This window comes from Arthrobacter sorbitolis (genome assembly GCF_054510995.1).
In genome coordinates, this window is sequence record NZ_JBTNDM010000013.1 from 1 (window position 1) to 16,529 (window position 16,529).

Below are 16,529 nucleotides of genomic sequence, written 5' to 3' on the forward strand. Positions count from 1 at the left end.
CCTGACCGGGAACGTGATCTCTCCCGAGGTCGTCGTGCCGGTGCCTGTGTCCGGTCATTCGGTGGCCGTCCTCGGCGATTCGTCCTCGACCGGTGGGACCGGCTCGACGGGCTCGACGGGCGGTTCGGCTCCGGCTCCCGCTCCGGCGGTCGACGGCGGGATCCTGACCGGGAACGTGATCTCTCCCGAGGTCGTCGTGCCGGTGAACGTGTCCGGTAATTCGGTGGCCGTCCTCGGCGATTCGTCCTCGACCGGTGGGACGGGCTCGACGGGCTCGACGGGCGGTTCGGCTCCGGCTCCCGCTCCGGCGGTCGACGGCGGCCTCTTAACCGGGAACGTGATCTCTCCCGAGGTCGTCGTGCCGGTGAATGTCGGCTGCAACGGTGTCGCCCTCCTGGGGGACAGTGCCTCTGACTGCACGACGGGCTCAACCGGCGGAACCACTGTCGGCTCCACCGGCAACACGGATGGTGGTTCCACCAGCGGGGGTTCGACCGACGGCGGCGTCCTGACCGGGAACGTGATCTCTCCCGAGGTTGTCGTGCCGGTCAATGTGAGCTGCAACGGTGTCGCCCTCCTGGGCGACAGCGCCTCCGACTGCACGACGGGCTCGACCGGCAACACGGACGGTGGCTCCACCAGCGGCACGAACGATGGTTCCAGCGGGGGTTCGACCGACGGCGGCGTCCTGACCGGGAACGTGATCTCTCCCGAGGTCGTCGTGCCGGTCAATGTCGGCTGCAACGGTGCCGCCCTCCTGGGCGACAGTGCCTCTGACTGCACGACGGGCTCGACCGGCAACACGGACGGTGGCTCCACCAGCGGCACGAACGGCGGCTCCAGCGGGGGTTCGACCGATGGCGGCGTCCTGACCGGGAACGTGATCTCTCCCGAGGTCGTCGTGCCGGTCAATGTGAGCTGCAACGGTGTCGCCCTCCTGGGCAATCGCAGCACTGACTGCAGTGCAGGTGCAGGAACTCCCGTCGATCCGACGACTCCGACGACTCCGACCACTCCGGCGACCCCGACCACTCCGACGACCCCGACCCCGACCCCGACCAACCCGACGACACCCGTCGCCCCCGAGGTCCCGGCGCCCGGTGACAACGGAGGAACCGCTGGCCCCGACCGTGGCACTGGTGACGGTTCGGACGACGGAGGCGACGGCAGTGGCGCCGGCGCCGGCAACACTCCCGACGGCACTACGAACGACGGCGGCACGAACAGGACCGACACCGCGGGAACGCTCGGCGGCACCGTCACCGACGCCGCACCCGGCACGATCTCCGTGGCGAGCAACGGCGTGAAGGTCACCACGGCAGCAGGTGTGGCCGGCAGCACCCCGAAGGCCCTGGCCTCCACCGGATTCGCCGAGCAGCAGATCCTGCTCCTCGGATCGCTCCTGCTCCTGGCCGGCGCAGGCGGTCTGGTTGTTGCACGCCGCTCGAAGGCACGTGCCTAGGCCGGTCCAGGTACGACAGAAAGGACAGGCCCCCGCAGCGAAGGCTGCGGGGGCCTGTCCTTCGGCGAGCGCCGGTCCCGACGATCCGTCAGGCGGCGTCGTTCTCGTACCGCAGGCCGATCTGCGCCCGGACGCCGTCGAGCAGCCGCATGGTCTCCACCGTGTCGCCGACCGGCATGGTCGGGCTCTCGGTGAGCCCCTGCTGGATGCAGCGCGTCACCTCGCGCAGCTCGTAGGTGTACCCGGCGCCGACCTGCTCGAACTCCTCCACCCGGGCCTCGTCCTGCCCGGCCTTGATCGTCAGTGTCTTCGGATTGTGGAGGTTCCCGCCGCCGGTCTTCAGCCAGCCCCTGGATCCGCAGACCGTCGCCTGCCCCGGGCAGGCGGCGATGAACGACGATGACAGCTGGGCGTATGCCCCGCTCCCGTAGCTGAGGGTCACGGCGGCCTGCAGATCCACGCCGTCGTCGTTGAGGGTCCCGACGGCGGAGACAGCGTCGGGGAAGCCGAGCGAGCCCAGCGCCCAGGTGAGCGGGTAGACGGTGAGGTCCATCAGGGCCCCACCCCCGGCCTTCGGGTCCCACAGGCGGCTGCCCGGATCCTCGGGGGCAGCGAAGCCGAGGTCGGCCTGCACCCACCGGATGTCACCCAGTTCCCCCGAGTGGATGACGTCCCAGGCCCGATTGACGCTGGGGAGGAAGCGCGTCCACACGGCCTCCATGAGGAACAGCCCGCGGTCGGCCGCGAGCGCCGCGAGTTCCTCGGCCTCCGCCGCGTTGATGGTGAACGGCTTCTCGCAGAGCACGTGCTTCCCGCCCGTCAGGGCCGCCTTCGCGACCTCGTAGTGCTGGCCGTGCGGGGTGGTGATGTAGACGACGTCCACCTCGGGGTCGTCCACCAGACGCTGGTACCCCGCCGTCCCGCCGTCGTTCCCGTAGCTCGTGGCGAAGCCGAACCGCTCGGCGAAGGCGGCGGCGCTGTCCGCGCTGCGCGAGCTCACCGCGTGGAGCACGGCGTCCTCCAGCAGGGCGATGTCCTGGGTGACCTTGGAGGCGATCCCACCCGTGGCGATGACGCCCCACTTCAGGGGACGGCCGGTGGCGACGATGGGGCTGGGAGCTCCTGCTTCGGCGCAGGGGGGAACAGCGATGCGGTTCTGTGGGTTCATGAATCCATCCTTACCGTCCCCGGGTGCCGCGTCCAGCATCCGCAGAAGGGGGAAGCAGGAATGGCGCTCGTCACCGACACCCCGTGGCAGCAAAAAGCACCCCGGCCGAGGGCCGGGGTGCTTCTCGGTGGCGCTGCCGGACGGATCTGGTTCGTACGCTACTTCGTGAGCGCGGACAGCGTCGGGTCGTTGGCGTAGGCCTCCGCTGCGTTCTCCTTCGTCACGATCTGCGGCTCGAGGAGGTAGGCGGGAACGGTCTTCACGCCGTTGTCGTAGGAGTCGGGATCGTTGATCTCGGGCTCCTCGCCTGCCTGCAGGTTGCCGACCATCTCGATGGCGTGCTCGACGAGCGCGCGGGTGTCCTTGTTGATGGTGGAGTACTGCTTGCCCTCCATGATGGACTTCACGGACTCGACCTCGGAGTCCTGCCCGGTGACGACCGGGACGGGCTTGCCGGCACCCTGGACCGAGGTCAGGATGGCGCGGGCGAGCGTGTCATTGGGGGAGAGGACCCCGTCGAGCTCGGTGGAGCCGTAGCTGCCGGAGAGCAGGGTGTCCATGCGGCGCTGGGCGTTCTCCGCCTTCCAGCCCTGGGTCACGGCCTGCTCGAAGGTCTCCTGGCCCGACACGACGACGACGTTGCCGTTGTCGATCTCGGGCTGCAGGATGCTCATCGCGCCGTCGAAGAACACCTTCGCGTTGGCATCGTCGGGCGAGCCGGCGAACAGCTCGATGTTGTACGGTCCTTCGGGCTTCGCGGCCTTCATGCCGTCGAGGAGGGCCTGGCCCTGCAGCTCACCGACCTGGAAGTTGTCGTACGCCACGTAGTAGTCGACGTTCTCGGTGTTCGTGAGGAGGCGGTCGTAGGCGATGACGGTGATGCCGGCTTCCTTGGCCTGCGCCAGCTGGGTGCCGAGCTGCGCGCCGTCGATGGCTCCGACGACGAGGACCTTGACACCGTTGGTGATCATCGAGCTGATCTGGTTCTGCTGCTCGGAGACACCGCCGTTGGCGAACTGGACGTTCGGTTCGTAGCCGGCCTCGGTGAGGCCGTCGTTGAAGAGCGTCTCGGCGAGGACCCAGTTCTCGGAGGTCTTCTGCGGGAGCGCGATACCGATGGCGGACCCCGTCTCGAAGCCGGCGGCGGCGCCGTCGCCGCCCTCGGCTGCTGGGGCCGTCTCTTCACGGCCGCACCCGGTCAGCGTCAGCGCTGATATGGCAGCGATCGCTGCGAGGGATTTTGCGAACTTACGCATGTGCATTCTCTTTCTCTTGCTTCTGGACGGATGGAGCTCTGATGCCCGGGGACCCGATGGAGCTGGACCCTAGACGTCGTGGGAGATGACTTCCTTCGTTCCGACAGCCTGCTCCGTGGGGGCGGGCTGGGGTGCGGGAGTGGTGGGCTTCTTCGCGCCGCCACCTCCGCCGAAGTTCCTGGTGAGCAGGCCGATGATGGACGGCTTGCCCTGGATCTTGTTGTAGACGTCGAAGGCAACGGCGACGAGCAGCACGAGGCCCTTGATGATCTGCGTGAGGTCGGCGCCGATGCCCAGCAGCTGGAGTCCGTTGTTCAGGACGGCCATGACGAGGCCGCCGATGATGGACCCGACCACGGTTCCGACGCCGCCCGTCACTGCCGCACCGCCGATGAAGACGGCGGCGATGGCGTCGAGCTCCCACCCGGTGCCGTCGAACGGCCCCGATGCGGTCGAGCGGCCGACGAAGATCATCCCGGCGAGGGCGGCGAGGATCGACATGTTCATCATGACCATGAAGTTCACGCGCTTGCTCTGCACGCCCGACAGCTCGGCTGCGTGGCGGTTGCCACCGACGGCATAGACGTGGCGGCCGAGGATCGTCTTGTTCGAGATGAAGGCGTAGATGATGACGAGGATGCCGAGGATGATGCCGGGGATCGGGAAGGAGGTGCCCGGACGGCCCGTCGCGAACAGGTAGGTCGCGTAGAGGATGACGGCGGAGAGCAGCGCGAGCTTGACGATCGGGACCCACATGGGCGGCAGGTCGGCGTTGATCTTCTCGAGCTTGCGGCGGTTCTTGAACTCGCTGTAGACGACGAACGCGACGAGGGCGAGGCCGATGAGCAGGGTCAGGTTGTTGTAGCCGGTGTTCGGTCCGACCTCGGGGAGGTAGCCCGCACCGAGGTACTGGAAGCCCTCGGGGACGGGGACGGTGTTCGAGTCACCGACCGCCTGGTTGGCACCCCGGAAGATGAGCATGCCGGCGAGGGTGACGATGAACGCCGGTATCCCCACGTAGGCCACCCAGAATCCCTGCCAGACGCCGATCACCGCGCCGAGGAGCAGGCCGAGCACGACGCCCATGTACCAGGGGATGCCCCAGTCGCGCATCGCGATGGCGACGACGATGCCGACGAACGCGGCGATGGAGCCGACCGACAGGTCGATGTGGCCGGCGATGATGACGAGCACCATGCCGATGGCCAGGATGAGGATGTACGAGTTGCCGTTGAAGAGGTTCATCATGTTGCCGGACGTGAGCGTCTTCCCGCCCGTGCGCCACTGGAAGAACACGACGAGCGCGACCAGGGCGAAGATCATCCCGAACTGGCGGGTGTTCCCGCCGAAGATTTGTTTGAGGGAATTCATGGTGTCTTTCCTTGGATGCTACGGTCAGGCAGATTTCCTGCTGGCGGTCATGAGTTTCATCAGTGATTCCTGGTTCGCGTCGTCACGGGTCAGTTCGCCCGTGATCGAGCCTTCGAAGATCGTGTAGATCCGGTCCGAGAGGCCGAGCAGTTCCGGCAGCTCCGAGGAGATGACGATGACGCCCTTCCCCTGGTCGGCGAGCTTCTGGATGATGCCGTAGATCTCGTACTTCGCGCCGACGTCGATCCCGCGGGTGGGTTCGTCGAGGATCAGCAGGTCGGGGTCGGTGAACATCCACTTCGCCAGGACCACTTTCTGCTGGTTCCCGCCGGAGAGCTTCGCGACGCCCTCGTTGACGCTCGGTGTCTTGGTCCGCAGCGTCTGGCGGTACTCCTCGGCGACGCGGAACTCCTCGTCCCTGTCGACCACGAGCCCGCGGGTGATCTTCTTCAGGTCCGCGGAGACCGTGGTGGTCTTGATGTCGTCGAGCAGGTTCAGCCCGAGCGACTTCCGGTCCTCGGTCACGTAGGCCAGCCCGGCGTCGATCGCCTGGGGCACGGAGCGCAGCGTGACCTCCTTGCCGTTGATGAGGATCTGCCCGGACTTGAACGTGCCGTACGAGCGGCCGAAGACGGAGCGGGCCAGTTCGGTGCGCCCTGCGCCCATGAGGCCGGCGAACCCGACGATCTCGCCCCGGCGGACGTGGAAGCTCGAGTTCTTGCAGACCAGTCGGTCGGAGACCGTCGGATGGCCGACCGTCCAGTTACGGACCTCGAAGAAGGTCTCGCCGATGGACGGGGTGTGGTCCGGGAAGCGGGACTCGAGGGACCGGCCGACCATGCCGCGGATGATGCGGTCCTCGTCGACGCCGTCGTTCTTGACGTGCAGGGTCTCGATCGACTTGCCGTCACGGATGATCGTGATGGAATCGGCGATCTGCTCGATCTCGTTGAGCTTGTGGGAGATCATGATGCACGAGATGCCCTTGGAGCGCAGCCCGGCCATGAGGTCCAGGAGATGCTGGGAATCGGATTCGTTGAGGGCCGCGGTGGGCTCGTCGAGGATGAGCAGCTTCACGGACTTGTTGAGGGCCTTGGCGATCTCGACCAGCTGCTGCTTGCCGACGCCGATGTCCTTGATCTTGGTGATCGGGTCCTCGCTGAGGCCGACGCGCGCCATGAGTTCCAGCGTGGTGTTGTTGACGTAGTCCCAGTCGATCACCCCGAAGCGGGTGGGCTCGTTGCCGAGGAAGATGTTCTCGGCGATGGAGAGTTCGGGGATGAGCGCGAGTTCCTGGTGGATGATGACGATGCCCGCGGCTTCGCTGGACCGGATGTCCTTGAACTGGACCTCTTCGCCCTGGAAGATGATCTCGCCCGTGTAGTCGCCGTGGGGGTAGAGCCCCGAGAGGACCTTCATGAGGGTGGACTTGCCGGCGCCGTTCTCCCCGCAGATCGCATGGATCTCGCCCGCCCGTACCTCGAGGGACACGTCGGAGAGGGCTTTGACTCCCGGGAATTCCTTGGTGATGGAGCGCATCTCAAGGATGGTGTGGTTGTTCATGGAGCCTCCCGCAGTGACGGCGTTGTCTTGGTGCAGGCCCAACCTCGGCCCGAAAGAATTGAACACGTTGAAGGGTGTTGTCGTCAAGTGTTTAACGCAAACATACAGTAAATAGAGATGAGAACGTTACGCCGTGCTGGCGAAGGCGGGCGAGAGGCCCGGCTGTGCGAGGACGACGGCGGCACCGCCGAGCGCCTCCGCGCGGTCGCCGAGGGAGGACATGCAGACGCCGGTGGTCTCGCCGATGATGGGGACCGCGTGGCGGGCCAGGCCGCGCCGGACCGGCTCGAGGAGGATGTCGCCGAGACTCGTCAGCGGCCCGCCGATGACGATGGTCTCGGGGTTGATCATGTTCGCGACGTGGGCCAGGGCCCGCCCGATGGCCGCGCCGGCGTCGTCGATGACGCGGAGGGCGGCGGTGTCGCCGGCCAGCGCCCACTCGATGATGCGCTGCGTGTCGACGGTCTCCGTGCTGCCGCGGCTGAGCAGTTCGATCATCGTCGAGGTGGAGGCGACGGTCTCGAGGCAGCCCCGGTTACCGCACCGGCAGATGACGCCGTGCTCGTTGATGGTGGTGTGGCCCAGCTCGCCGGTGACCCCCACGTTCCCGTAGTACAGCGACCCGTTGAGGACCATCCCGGAACCGATCCCCGAGCCCACCTTGATGAACAGCAGGTTCTCGACGGCACTGTGCGGACCCCAGGTCACCTGGGCGAGTGCGCCGAGGTTCGCGTCGTTGTCGATGAAGACCGGGACCTGCAGCCGTTCCCCGAAGGTGTCGTGGATGTTGATGCCCACCCACTCGGGCAGGATGGCGCCCTGCACCACGGTCCCGGTGCGACGGTCGATGGGCCCGGGGATACCGATGCCCGCGCCGAGGAGCGCGCGGCGGTCGATGCCTCCGTTGGCGAGGAGGGCGTCGAGGAGGTCGGAGGCCGCGCGGAGCCCTTCGACGGCGCTGTGTCCTGGCGGGAGGCTGACCGAGGCCTCCTGGAGGACCCGGTAGTTGGGGCTGGCGAGGACCACGCGGAGGTGGCGCCGGCCGATGTCGATGCCCGCCGCGACCTGGCCCTTGTCGTTGAGGATCACGGAGAGCGCCCGGCGCCCCGAGCTCGTGGTCGGCGCCGTGTTCACGATGCCCGTGGCGGCCATGACCTTCACGATGTTGGAGATGGTGGCGGTGGACAGCCCGGTCTGCCGGGAGAGTTCCGCCTGCGTCTGCGATCCTCCGCTCATCAGCGCTGCGATGACACGCCGCTGGTTCTGCTCGCGCAGTGCGGACTGGGAACCGGGCTTGGGAAGCGCGGCGCTCAGGGGTGTCCTCGCCGTCGAGGGGATTTCTGCGGGCATGATCCCAAGATTGCCCCAGGCCGGCCTTGTAGTCAAGAAGTTAACGCTTGACGATGCTCGTTCGCGAGTGCTGTGTACCGATCGGCGTTGTCGCGGATCCCCTGGACCTCGTCGTCGTCCAGTGCCCGCCGCACCTTCGCGGGCACCCCCGCGACGAGCGAGCGCGGCGGGACCACCGTGCCCTCGAGGACGACGGCGCCCGCCGCGACCAGGGAGCAGGTTCCGATCACGGCTCCGTTCAGGACCGTGGCGCCCATGCCGATCAGGCAGTCGTCCTCGATGGTGCAGCCGTGCACGACGGCGCCGTGCCCGACGCTGACGCCGTTCCCGATCCGCGCGGGGTAGCCGGGGTCCGCATGGACCACCACGTTGTCCTGCAGGTTGGTGCCGTTCCCGACGGAGATGGGCGCGGTGTCCGCGCGGACGCTCGCGCCGTAGAAGACACTCGCGGAGTCTCCGAGGGTGACCTCGCCGATGAGGGAGGCCGTGGGGGCGGTGAACGCGGCGGCGCCGAGGTCGGGGGTCTTCCCGCGGAACGTGATGAGGTGTGCCATGCCGCCAGCCTAGGCCAGCAGGTGTCAGTTGAAGACGATCGTGCGGCGCCCGTCGAGCAGTACGCGCCGTTCCGCGTGCCACTGCACGGCCTGCACCAGGGCGCGTCCCTCGAGTTCGCGCCCGATCGACGCCAGGTGCTCGGCGGTGCGCGCGTGGTCGACGCGGATGACCTCCTGCTCGATGATCGGGCCCTCGTCGAGTGCCGCCGTGACGTAGTGTGCGGTGGCGCCGATCAGCTTGACGCCGCGCGCGTGGGCCTGGTGGTAGGGGCGGGCGCCCTTGAAGGAGGGCAGGAACGAGTGGTGGATGTTGATGGCGCGGCCGCGGAGGTCCTCGCAGAGCCCGTCGCTGAGGATCTGCATGTAGCGGGCGAGGACCACCAGCTCGATGTCGTGCTGGTCCATGAGGGCGCGCAGCGCATCCTCGGCGTCCTGCTTGGTCTCCTGCGTGACGGGGATGTGGTGGAACTCGATGCCGTAGAACGCGGCGAGTCCCTCGAGGTCCCGGTGGTTGGACACGATGACCGGGATGTCGATGGCCAGAGTGCCCGAGCGGTGCTGGAACAGGAGGTCGTTGAGGCAGTGCGCAGCCTTCGAGACCATGATGAGCGTCCGGGTGCGGCGGGCGGATGCGGTGAGCGACCACTGCATGCCGAAGCCCGCGGCCACGGGTTCGAGGGCCGCGCGGAGGTCCTGCAGGCCCGCGCCCGTGGTGAGCTCGACCCGCATGAAGAAGGTGCCGGTGTCCGGGCTGCCGTACTGCTGCGACTCCGTGATGTTCGCGCCGACCCCGACCAGGGCGCCGGAGACGCCGTGGACGATCCCGGGCCTGTCGGGGCAGGACAGCGTGAGGGAGTACGAGGAAGATGCGTCGGGGGAGTCCACCTAAGCCAGCGTACCGGTAGCCTCCGGGCCGGGCGCGAGGCCGCGCAGCTCGTCCGTCGCCGCGATCGCCGCCGCACGGCCGGCCCTGGATGCACCGAGCGTCGAGGCCGAGGCGCCGTAGCCGACGAGCAGCAGCCGGGGCTCCTTCGCCACCCGCACGCCGTCGACCCGGATGCCGCCGCCCGGTTCCCGGAGCCGCAGGGGGGCCAGGTGGTCGAGCGCGGCCCTGAAGCCCGTCGCCCAGAGGACCGCGTCGACGGGGTCCTCGGAGCCGTCGGCGAAGACCGCCGAATGCTTGCGCAGCCCGGTGAGGGGGCCGCGCGAGACGAGGATGCCGGCGTCGATCCCCGCCTGGTACTGCGGGGTGAGTGACAGGCCGGTGACCGACACCACGCTGGCCGGAGGGAGGCCGGCGCTCGTCCGCGCGGAGACCTCCGCCTCGACCTCCCGACCCCACTCGGGGTCGAACGCACGACGGGTGAAGGATGGCGGTCGGCGCGTGGACCACGCGGTCCTCGCACCGGCCTCCGCCAGCTGCAGCAGGAACTGCACGGCGGAGGTCCCGCCGCCGACGACGAGGACGCGCTGCCCGGCGAACTCGGCCGCCGACCGGAAGTCGTGCGTGTGCAGCTGGCGTCCGGCGAACACGTCCCGCCCTCGGTAGTAGGGCCAGTACGGGCGGTCCCAGGTGCCCGTCGCGTTGATGACGACGTCGGCGATCCATGTGCCTCCCGTCGTCGTGATCCTGAGGGGGCCCTCCTTGCCGGGTCCTTCGGGCTCGACGCGGAGCACGGAGACCGGCCGGACCACCGGCAGGCCGAACTCGCGCTCGAACGCCCCGTAGTAGCGGTTCACGACGGCGGAGGCCGGCTCCTGCGGATCCGGCGTCCCGAGGGGGAAGCCGGGAAGGCTGTGCAGCGCATGGGCGGAGTCGAAGGTCAGGGAGGGCCAGCGGTGCAGCCACGCCCCGCCCGGGGCCGGGTTGGCGTCGAGGACCACGACGTCTCGGTGCGGGGCGAGGCCCCGCCGGGCCAGGTAGTAGGCGCTGCTCAGCCCCGCCTGGCCGGCGCCGATCACAACGACCCGCACCCGGCGGACCAGGGACCCCGCCGTTTCCTGCTGCTCCGTCCCGCGCATGCCGTCCGACTCCTCGCTGCGGCGCCCGCCCGTCGGCACGCCGGTCTCCTGACGGGAACCGCCTCCGGTTCCGCCCTATTCCGGGCGGCACGGGCGCCGGTGGCGACGCGGCGTGCAGTGCAGCTAGCATGGGAGCGTCGCGACTGGCGTAGGGTGGGCAACCACCAGGAAGCGGCGCGGAACCAGGATCCTCCGGGAGAGCCTGGCCTTCCAGTGCAGACCACGGATCGCACGCCTGGGCCGCGGGTCACGTTCCATGAGCGGCCGGGCGGACATCGATCCGCCGGTCCGCGACACGCTGACCCCTTGCGGAACCCAGAGAAGGATCGACCGATGACCACCTCGCCCATGGCCCCGTCCCACGCTGCCGCCGATTCCGTCACCAACGCGCCCCTGTCCGAGGTGGACCCGGAGATCGCCGCCGTCCTCCGCGACGAGCTCGCGCGACAGCGCGACACCCTCGAGATGATCGCCTCCGAGAACTTCGCGCCCCGCGCGGTCCTCGAGGCCCAGGGCAGCGTCCTCACCAACAAGTACGCCGAGGGCTACCCCGGCCGCCGCTACTACGGCGGCTGCGAGCATGTCGACGTGGCGGAGAACCTCGCCATCGAGCGCGTCAAGGCCCTGTTCGGGGCGGAGTTCGCGAACGTCCAGCCGCACTCCGGCGCGCAGGCCAACGCCGCCGCCCTCTCCGCCATGATCAAGCCGGGCGACAAGATCATGGGCCTGTCCCTCGCGCACGGCGGGCACCTCACCCACGGCATGAAGCTCAACTTCTCCGGGAAGCTCTACGAGGTCGCGGCCTACGGCGTCGAGGAGGACACCCACCGCCTCGACATGGAGCGTGTCCGCGAGCAGGCCCTGGCCGAGAAGCCCCAGGTGATCATCGCGGGCTGGTCGGCCTACCCGCGCCAGCTCGACTTCGCCGCCTTCCGGTCCATCGCCGACGAGGTCGGCGCACTCCTGTGGACCGACATGGCGCACTTCGCCGGGCTCGTCGCCGCGGGCGTGCACCCCAGCCCCGTCCCGTACTCCGACGTCGTCACCTCCACGGTGCACAAGACGCTCGCCGGGCCCCGCTCCGGCGTGATCCTCGCCAAGCAGGAGTGGGCGAAGAAGATCAACTCGAACGTCTTCCCCGGCCAGCAGGGCGGGCCGCTCATGCACGTCATCGCGGGCAAGGCCACGGCCTTCAAGATCGCCGGCTCGGCCGAGTTCAAGGAACGCCAGGACCGCGTGATGGAGGGTGCGCGCATCATCGCCGAGCGCCTCACCGCCTCCGACGTCACCGAGCACGGGGTATCGGTGCTCACCGGCGGCACCGACGTCCACCTCGTCCTCGTGGACCTGCGCAACTCGTCGCTGGACGGCCAGCAGGCGGAGGACGTGCTGCACTCCGTCGGCATCACGGTCAACCGCAACGCCGTCCCCTTCGACCCCCGCCCGCCGATGGTCACCTCCGGCCTCCGCATCGGCACCCCCGCGCTCGCCACCCGAGGCTTCGGAGCCGCCGAGTTCACGGAAGTGGGCGAGATCATCGCGGCCGCGCTGAAGCCCGCCCCCGACGTCGAGGCGCTCCGCGCCCGCGTATCCGCGCTCGCAGCCGACTTCCCGCTCTACCCGGGCCAGGAGGAGTGGTAGTCGACCTCCCGCCCGGCGCCCTCACCTCGCAGGCCGCCGCATCGACGGACTTCGACATCCCCGCTCCGGAGTGCTGCTTCACCGGCTGCTGCGACCGCGGCAAGGCATTCCTGCTCGAGCAACTGGACACGCAGCCGGACACGTAACTGGACGAGCAACTGGACGAGGACGATTCCCATGAGCACCACAGCCCGCATCCTTGACGGCAAGGCGACCGCAGCCCGGATCAAGGCCGAACTCGCCGAGCGTGTGACGGCGCTGCGCGAGCGCGGCGTCACGCCCGGGCTCGGGACGGTCCTCGTGGGGGACGATCCCGGCAGCTCCTCCTACGTCGCCGGCAAGCACCGCGACTGCGCCGAGGTCGGGATCACCTCGATCCGGCGGGACCTGCCCGACACGATCACGCAGGAGGAGCTCGAGGCAGTCCTCGACGAACTGAACGACGACGACGCCACGACCGGCTACATCGTGCAGCTCCCCCTGCCCACGCACATCAACACCAACGCGATCCTCGAGCGCATCGACCCGGCGAAGGACGCCGACGGCCTGCACCCCACCAACCTGGGGAAGCTGGTCCTGAACGTCAACGCGCCCATGGGCTCGCCGCTGCCGTGCACGCCGCACGGGATCGTGGAGCTCCTGCTCCGGCACGACGTCGCGCTCAAGGGGCTCGACGTGCTCGTGGTCGGGCGGGGGGTGACGGTCGGGCGTCCACTGGGACTGCTGCTGACGCGCAAGCAGGTCAACGCGACCGTGACGCTCGCGCACACCGGCACCGTCGACCTCGCCGATCACCTCGGCCGCGCGGACGTCGTCGTCGCCGCGGCGGGGATCCCGCACATGATCACGGCGGAGCACCTCAAGCCCGGTGCGATCGTGCTCGACGTCGGGGTCAGCCGCGTCCAGGACCCGGCGACCGGCAAGGCGAGGCTGACGGGCGACGTCGACCCCGCGGCGGCGTCGGTGGCCGCATGGCTGTCCCCGAACCCCGGGGGCGTCGGCCCGATGACCCGGGCGATGCTGCTGACCAATGTCGTCGACGCGGCGGAGCGTCGGGCGGCCTCCGCCTAGCATCACCTCAGGCCGGGCAGGGTGCCGGGCTTCCTGCTAGAGGACGAGGGTGGCGTACACGACGTAGTTGTCGTCGAAAGCGCCGGTGTCCGGGTTGTAGCCGTCGCACGTGATGAGACGCAGCTCGGAGCCCGGGGTGTTGCCGTACACCGTGACGGTCGGGAACTCGTCCTTCTGGTAGGCCTCACCGCGCTGGAACTCGAAGACCGCCGTCGTCCCGTCCTCACGCGCGACGCTGATCCGGTCGCCGGACTTCAGCGCCCGGAGATCGGCGAAGACACCCTTGCCGCCATCGGTCGCATTGACGTGGCCGAGCATCACCGAAGGACCCCGATCGCCGGGGGTGGGGGACTGGTCGTACCAGCTCGCGGGGGCGCCCGGGCCATCGGGCGGCACCTCAAGGCTCTTGTTCTCGCGGAGGCCGAGGCGGAGCAGGTCCGTCCGCACACCGATCGACGGGATCTCGAGGGTCACCGGTGCGGAGGCGGGAAGGACAGCCGGCTGGGCCGGGGCGGCGGGCGCCGCGGCTGCCGGCGGTGCGGCGGACGGAACAGCCGAGGGCGCGGCGCTCGGTGCCGCGGTCGAGGAAGTCGCGGCCGGTGACGGCGCGGTCGGTGACGGCGCGGTCGTCGAGGGGCCGTCCGCGGAACCGCAGCCGGCGAGGAGGAAAAGGGCGACCACCGCCGGGGCCGTCAGGCCCCAGCGGTGGTCGGTTGCTCTACTGGTCACGAGCGACCAGGATCAGGCGTTCTGCGCTGCGCGGCGGCGGACGGCGAAGGTTCCGCCGGCTGCTGCTGCAAGGACGAGTCCGCCACCGAGGGCCATCATGCCGGTCGAGTTGGAGGACTCGGTGGCGACACCGGTGTCAGCTCCACCGGACGGCATGGCGCCCATCTGGGTCTGGACGAGGGTTCCGCACAGGGCGGGGGAGGTGGCGCCGAGGGGCAGGTCCGGGTTGAGCTCCGAGGGGCTGTTGAAGACCTCTGCGGGGACGCCTGCGGTCGCGGGATCCAGACCGTGCACGACGACGACGGCGACGCCGTCCTCGAGGGACTTCTGGGTCGCGGCGTCGAGCGTGATGGTGCGCTGGATGGAGTAGGTTCCACCCTGGCCACCGAGTGCCAGGTTGAGGCCCTCGGCCGGCGTGGTGGCACCGGAGGTGGTCAGGGTCGTCTGGATGTCACCGTAGCCCGGGGCACCTTCGGCGACGTTCACGATGCCGTCACCGTTGGCGTCGTTGGCCGGGGTCGGGCAGACGCCCTTGGCGCCACCGTGGATGTGCTGGACGTGCGGGTACGGCGCGTCCATGAAGGTCTGGGCGAGACCGGAGACCTGGAGGTTGACCGTGGCCTGGTCGCCGACGACGTCGACGGTGATCGTGCCGGTGCCCGTGGTGCCGTTCAGCTGACCGAGGGTCGAGGAGTAGCTGGCGTCGGCCGCCATCGCGGGGGAGCCGGCCAGGGCGACGGCGCTGATGGCCAGGGCGGGTACTGCCAGGAAACGCATCTTCTTGTTCATGGGTAGTTCCTCCGTAGTGCGAGTGAGGCGCGCTGTGGGGCGCGCATGTCAGTACTTCGCGGTGATGGGCATCACGGATGGGCGGAGTTGGGAGAGAACTTCGAGAATCCTGACAGTTCGCCAGCGGTGGAAGGCACGGGGGAGGGCCCGGGTATACGGAAGAATGGATCCCATGCAGACACTAGGGAGCAATGACCGACCGGCTGGCCGGGCGGTGAGCATGCGCATGGGGAGCGCGGGGATGGCCGTGATGCTGGTCGTGTTCCTGGTCGCCGTGGTCTTCGCGGCGAACCAGAACGACGTCATCGGCTGGCTGGTGGTGATCATCTCGCTGGGGTGGCTCCTGATCTTCAGCTTCGTGGTCCTCAGCCTACGCTCGGCGGCGCGGAAGGCGGCGGTGCGCCTGCAGGGCCATGCCGCCTTCGGGCCGGCCGGTCAGTCACCCGCCGGTCCCGCCGCAGCCGACCGCGCACGGGACCTGAAACTCGACCACAGCTTCAAGATCGTGCAGGTGCAGGTCGGGGTCGTCCGCGAATATCTCGGCAGGGACGAGGGGATGGTCGAGCGCGCACTCGAGACGATCGAGATCACCTCGCACAACGCCCGCTCCCTCATGAAGGGGTCGACCGAGGGTCCTGTCGAGGGGACAGTCGTCGAGTGAGCGGCGTCTCGCCGGGAGGTCCGGGGGATACCCTCCGGGGTAAGGTTGATCGGGTGAATCCGGCACCGAATCCTCCGCAGGAGAGCCTGCGCATCGCCTCCGTGAACGTCAACGGGATCCGCGCCGCCTACAAGCGCGGCATGCAGGAGTGGCTGGACGGGCGTGCCATCGACATCCTCTGCCTGCAAGAGGTCCGCGCGCCCGACGCCGTCGTCCGCAGCCTCCTCGGAGAGGACTGGCACATCCTCCACACCGAGGCCGAGGCCAAGGGGCGGGCCGGCGTGGCCATCGCCTCGCGCAAGGCACCCGTCGCGACGCGGACCTCCATCGGCGACAGCTACTTCGACACCGCCGGCCGGTGGGTCGAGGCGGACTTCGACGTCGACGGCGCCGGCCTCACCGTGGTCAGCGCCTACGTCCACTCCGGCGAGGTCGGTACGCAGAAGCAGGACGACAAGTTCCGCTTCCTCGACGCGATGACGGCCCGGCTGCCCGGGCTCAGGGACGGCGCCGACCACGCCGTGGTCATGGGCGACCTCAACGTCGGCCACACCCGGCTCGACATCAGGAACTGGAAGGGCAACCTCACGAAGGCCGGCTTCCTCCCCGAGGAACGCGCCTACTTCGACCGCTTCCTCTCCGACGAGTGCGGTTTCCTCGACGTCGCCCGGCTTCTCGCGGGGGACGTCGACGGGCCGTACACGTGGTGGTCCTGGCGGGGCAAGGCCTTCGACAACGACACGGGCTGGCGCATCGACTACCAGCTGGCCACGCAGGCCCTGGCGAAGAGCGCCGTGACCGCCGAGGTCGACAGGGCGCCGAGCTGGGACACGAGGTTCTCGGACCACGCCCCGCTCGTCGTCGACTACCAGATCTAGGACCCAGGACAGCC

The 16,529-nt window shown here is 69.1% G+C and carries 16 protein-coding genes; 6 read left to right on the forward strand and 10 right to left on the reverse strand.

Annotated elements, in window-relative coordinates; translation table 11 throughout:
* Window positions 1–1,462, forward strand: a 1,462-nt coding sequence (locus ACX80K_RS15815) for a hypothetical protein (protein WP_459272853.1), incomplete at its 5' end; no start/stop codon positions are given.
* Between the two features lie 88 nt (window positions 1,463–1,550).
* On the opposite strand, the gene ACX80K_RS15820 is transcribed toward ACX80K_RS15815, so the two are convergent.
* The 8 genes from ACX80K_RS15820 to ACX80K_RS15855 form a co-directional block, all read right to left on the reverse strand.
* Window positions 1,551–2,630 carry a Gfo/Idh/MocA family protein gene (locus tag ACX80K_RS15820; RefSeq protein ID WP_459272854.1) on the reverse strand — a complete coding sequence of 360 codons (1,080 nt, stop codon included), beginning with the start codon at window positions 2,628–2,630 and terminating at the stop codon, window positions 1,551–1,553.
* Between the two features lie 158 nt (window positions 2,631–2,788).
* Window positions 2,789–3,886, reverse strand: coding sequence for a substrate-binding domain-containing protein (locus tag ACX80K_RS15825; RefSeq protein ID WP_459272855.1), 1,098 nt, complete (start codon window positions 3,884–3,886; stop codon window positions 2,789–2,791).
* Window positions 3,887–3,955: 69 nt separating this feature from the next.
* Window positions 3,956–5,257: a multiple monosaccharide ABC transporter permease gene (gene mmsB, locus ACX80K_RS15830; protein ID WP_459272856.1), complete on the reverse strand. Its 1,302-nt coding sequence runs from the start codon at window positions 5,255–5,257 to the stop codon at window positions 3,956–3,958.
* 24 nt (window positions 5,258–5,281) lie between these two features.
* The gene (mmsA, locus tag ACX80K_RS15835) at window positions 5,282–6,820 is read right to left on the reverse strand and encodes a multiple monosaccharide ABC transporter ATP-binding protein (RefSeq protein ID WP_459272857.1); all 1,539 of its coding nucleotides are present in this window, start codon (window positions 6,818–6,820) and stop codon (window positions 5,282–5,284) included.
* A gap of 126 nt (window positions 6,821–6,946) precedes the next feature.
* Entirely contained in the window at window positions 6,947–8,170 is a 1,224-nt protein-coding gene (locus tag ACX80K_RS15840; RefSeq protein WP_459272858.1) for an ROK family transcriptional regulator, read from the reverse strand.
* 32 nt (window positions 8,171–8,202) lie between these two features.
* Window positions 8,203–8,724, reverse strand: a complete 522-nt coding sequence (locus ACX80K_RS15845) for a gamma carbonic anhydrase family protein (protein ID WP_459272859.1) — start codon at window positions 8,722–8,724, stop codon at window positions 8,203–8,205.
* Window positions 8,725–8,748: 24 nt separating this feature from the next.
* Complete coding sequence (purU, locus tag ACX80K_RS15850) at window positions 8,749–9,609, reverse strand: formyltetrahydrofolate deformylase (RefSeq protein WP_459272860.1); 861 nt, start codon at window positions 9,607–9,609, stop codon at window positions 8,749–8,751.
* Window positions 9,610–10,746, reverse strand: coding sequence for an FAD-dependent oxidoreductase (locus tag ACX80K_RS15855; protein ID WP_459272907.1), 1,137 nt, complete (start codon window positions 10,744–10,746; stop codon window positions 9,610–9,612). It abuts the gene before it with no gap.
* A 333-nt stretch (window positions 10,747–11,079) separates the two neighbouring features.
* On the opposite strand from ACX80K_RS15855, the gene glyA reads away from it, so the two are divergent.
* From glyA to ACX80K_RS15870, 3 genes are read left to right on the forward strand one after another with little or no spacing between them, the layout of a single operon-like run.
* Entirely contained in the window at window positions 11,080–12,387 is a 1,308-nt protein-coding gene (gene glyA / locus ACX80K_RS15860) for a serine hydroxymethyltransferase (protein ID WP_459272861.1), read from the forward strand.
* Complete coding sequence (locus ACX80K_RS15865; protein WP_459272862.1) at window positions 12,381–12,533, forward strand: hypothetical protein; 153 nt, start codon at window positions 12,381–12,383, stop codon at window positions 12,531–12,533. The genes glyA and ACX80K_RS15865 overlap by 7 nt, the downstream gene beginning before the upstream one ends.
* A 31-nt stretch (window positions 12,534–12,564) precedes the next feature.
* Entirely contained in the window at window positions 12,565–13,458 is an 894-nt protein-coding gene (locus ACX80K_RS15870) for a bifunctional methylenetetrahydrofolate dehydrogenase/methenyltetrahydrofolate cyclohydrolase (RefSeq protein WP_459272863.1), read from the forward strand.
* Window positions 13,459–13,494: 36 nt separating this feature from the next.
* On the opposite strand, the gene ACX80K_RS15875 is transcribed toward ACX80K_RS15870, so the two are convergent.
* Both ACX80K_RS15875 and ACX80K_RS15880 read right to left on the reverse strand, forming a co-directional pair.
* On the reverse strand, window positions 13,495–14,187 hold the full coding sequence (locus tag ACX80K_RS15875) for a class F sortase (RefSeq protein ID WP_459272864.1): 693 nt from the start codon (window positions 14,185–14,187) through the stop codon (window positions 13,495–13,497).
* Window positions 14,188–14,199: 12 nt separating this feature from the next.
* Window positions 14,200–14,976, reverse strand: coding sequence for a hypothetical protein (locus ACX80K_RS15880; RefSeq protein ID WP_459272865.1), 777 nt, complete (start codon window positions 14,974–14,976; stop codon window positions 14,200–14,202).
* 172 nt (window positions 14,977–15,148) lie between these two features.
* On the opposite strand from ACX80K_RS15880, the gene ACX80K_RS15885 reads away from it, so the two are divergent.
* On the forward strand, window positions 15,149–15,637 hold the full coding sequence (locus ACX80K_RS15885; protein WP_459272866.1) for a hypothetical protein: 489 nt from the start codon (window positions 15,149–15,151) through the stop codon (window positions 15,635–15,637).
* 53 nt (window positions 15,638–15,690) lie between these two features.
* Window positions 15,691–16,515 (forward strand): exodeoxyribonuclease III, encoded by an 825-nt coding sequence (locus ACX80K_RS15890; RefSeq protein WP_459272867.1) that lies wholly within the window; start codon window positions 15,691–15,693, stop codon window positions 16,513–16,515.
* Window positions 16,516–16,529 lie beyond the last annotated feature (14 nt).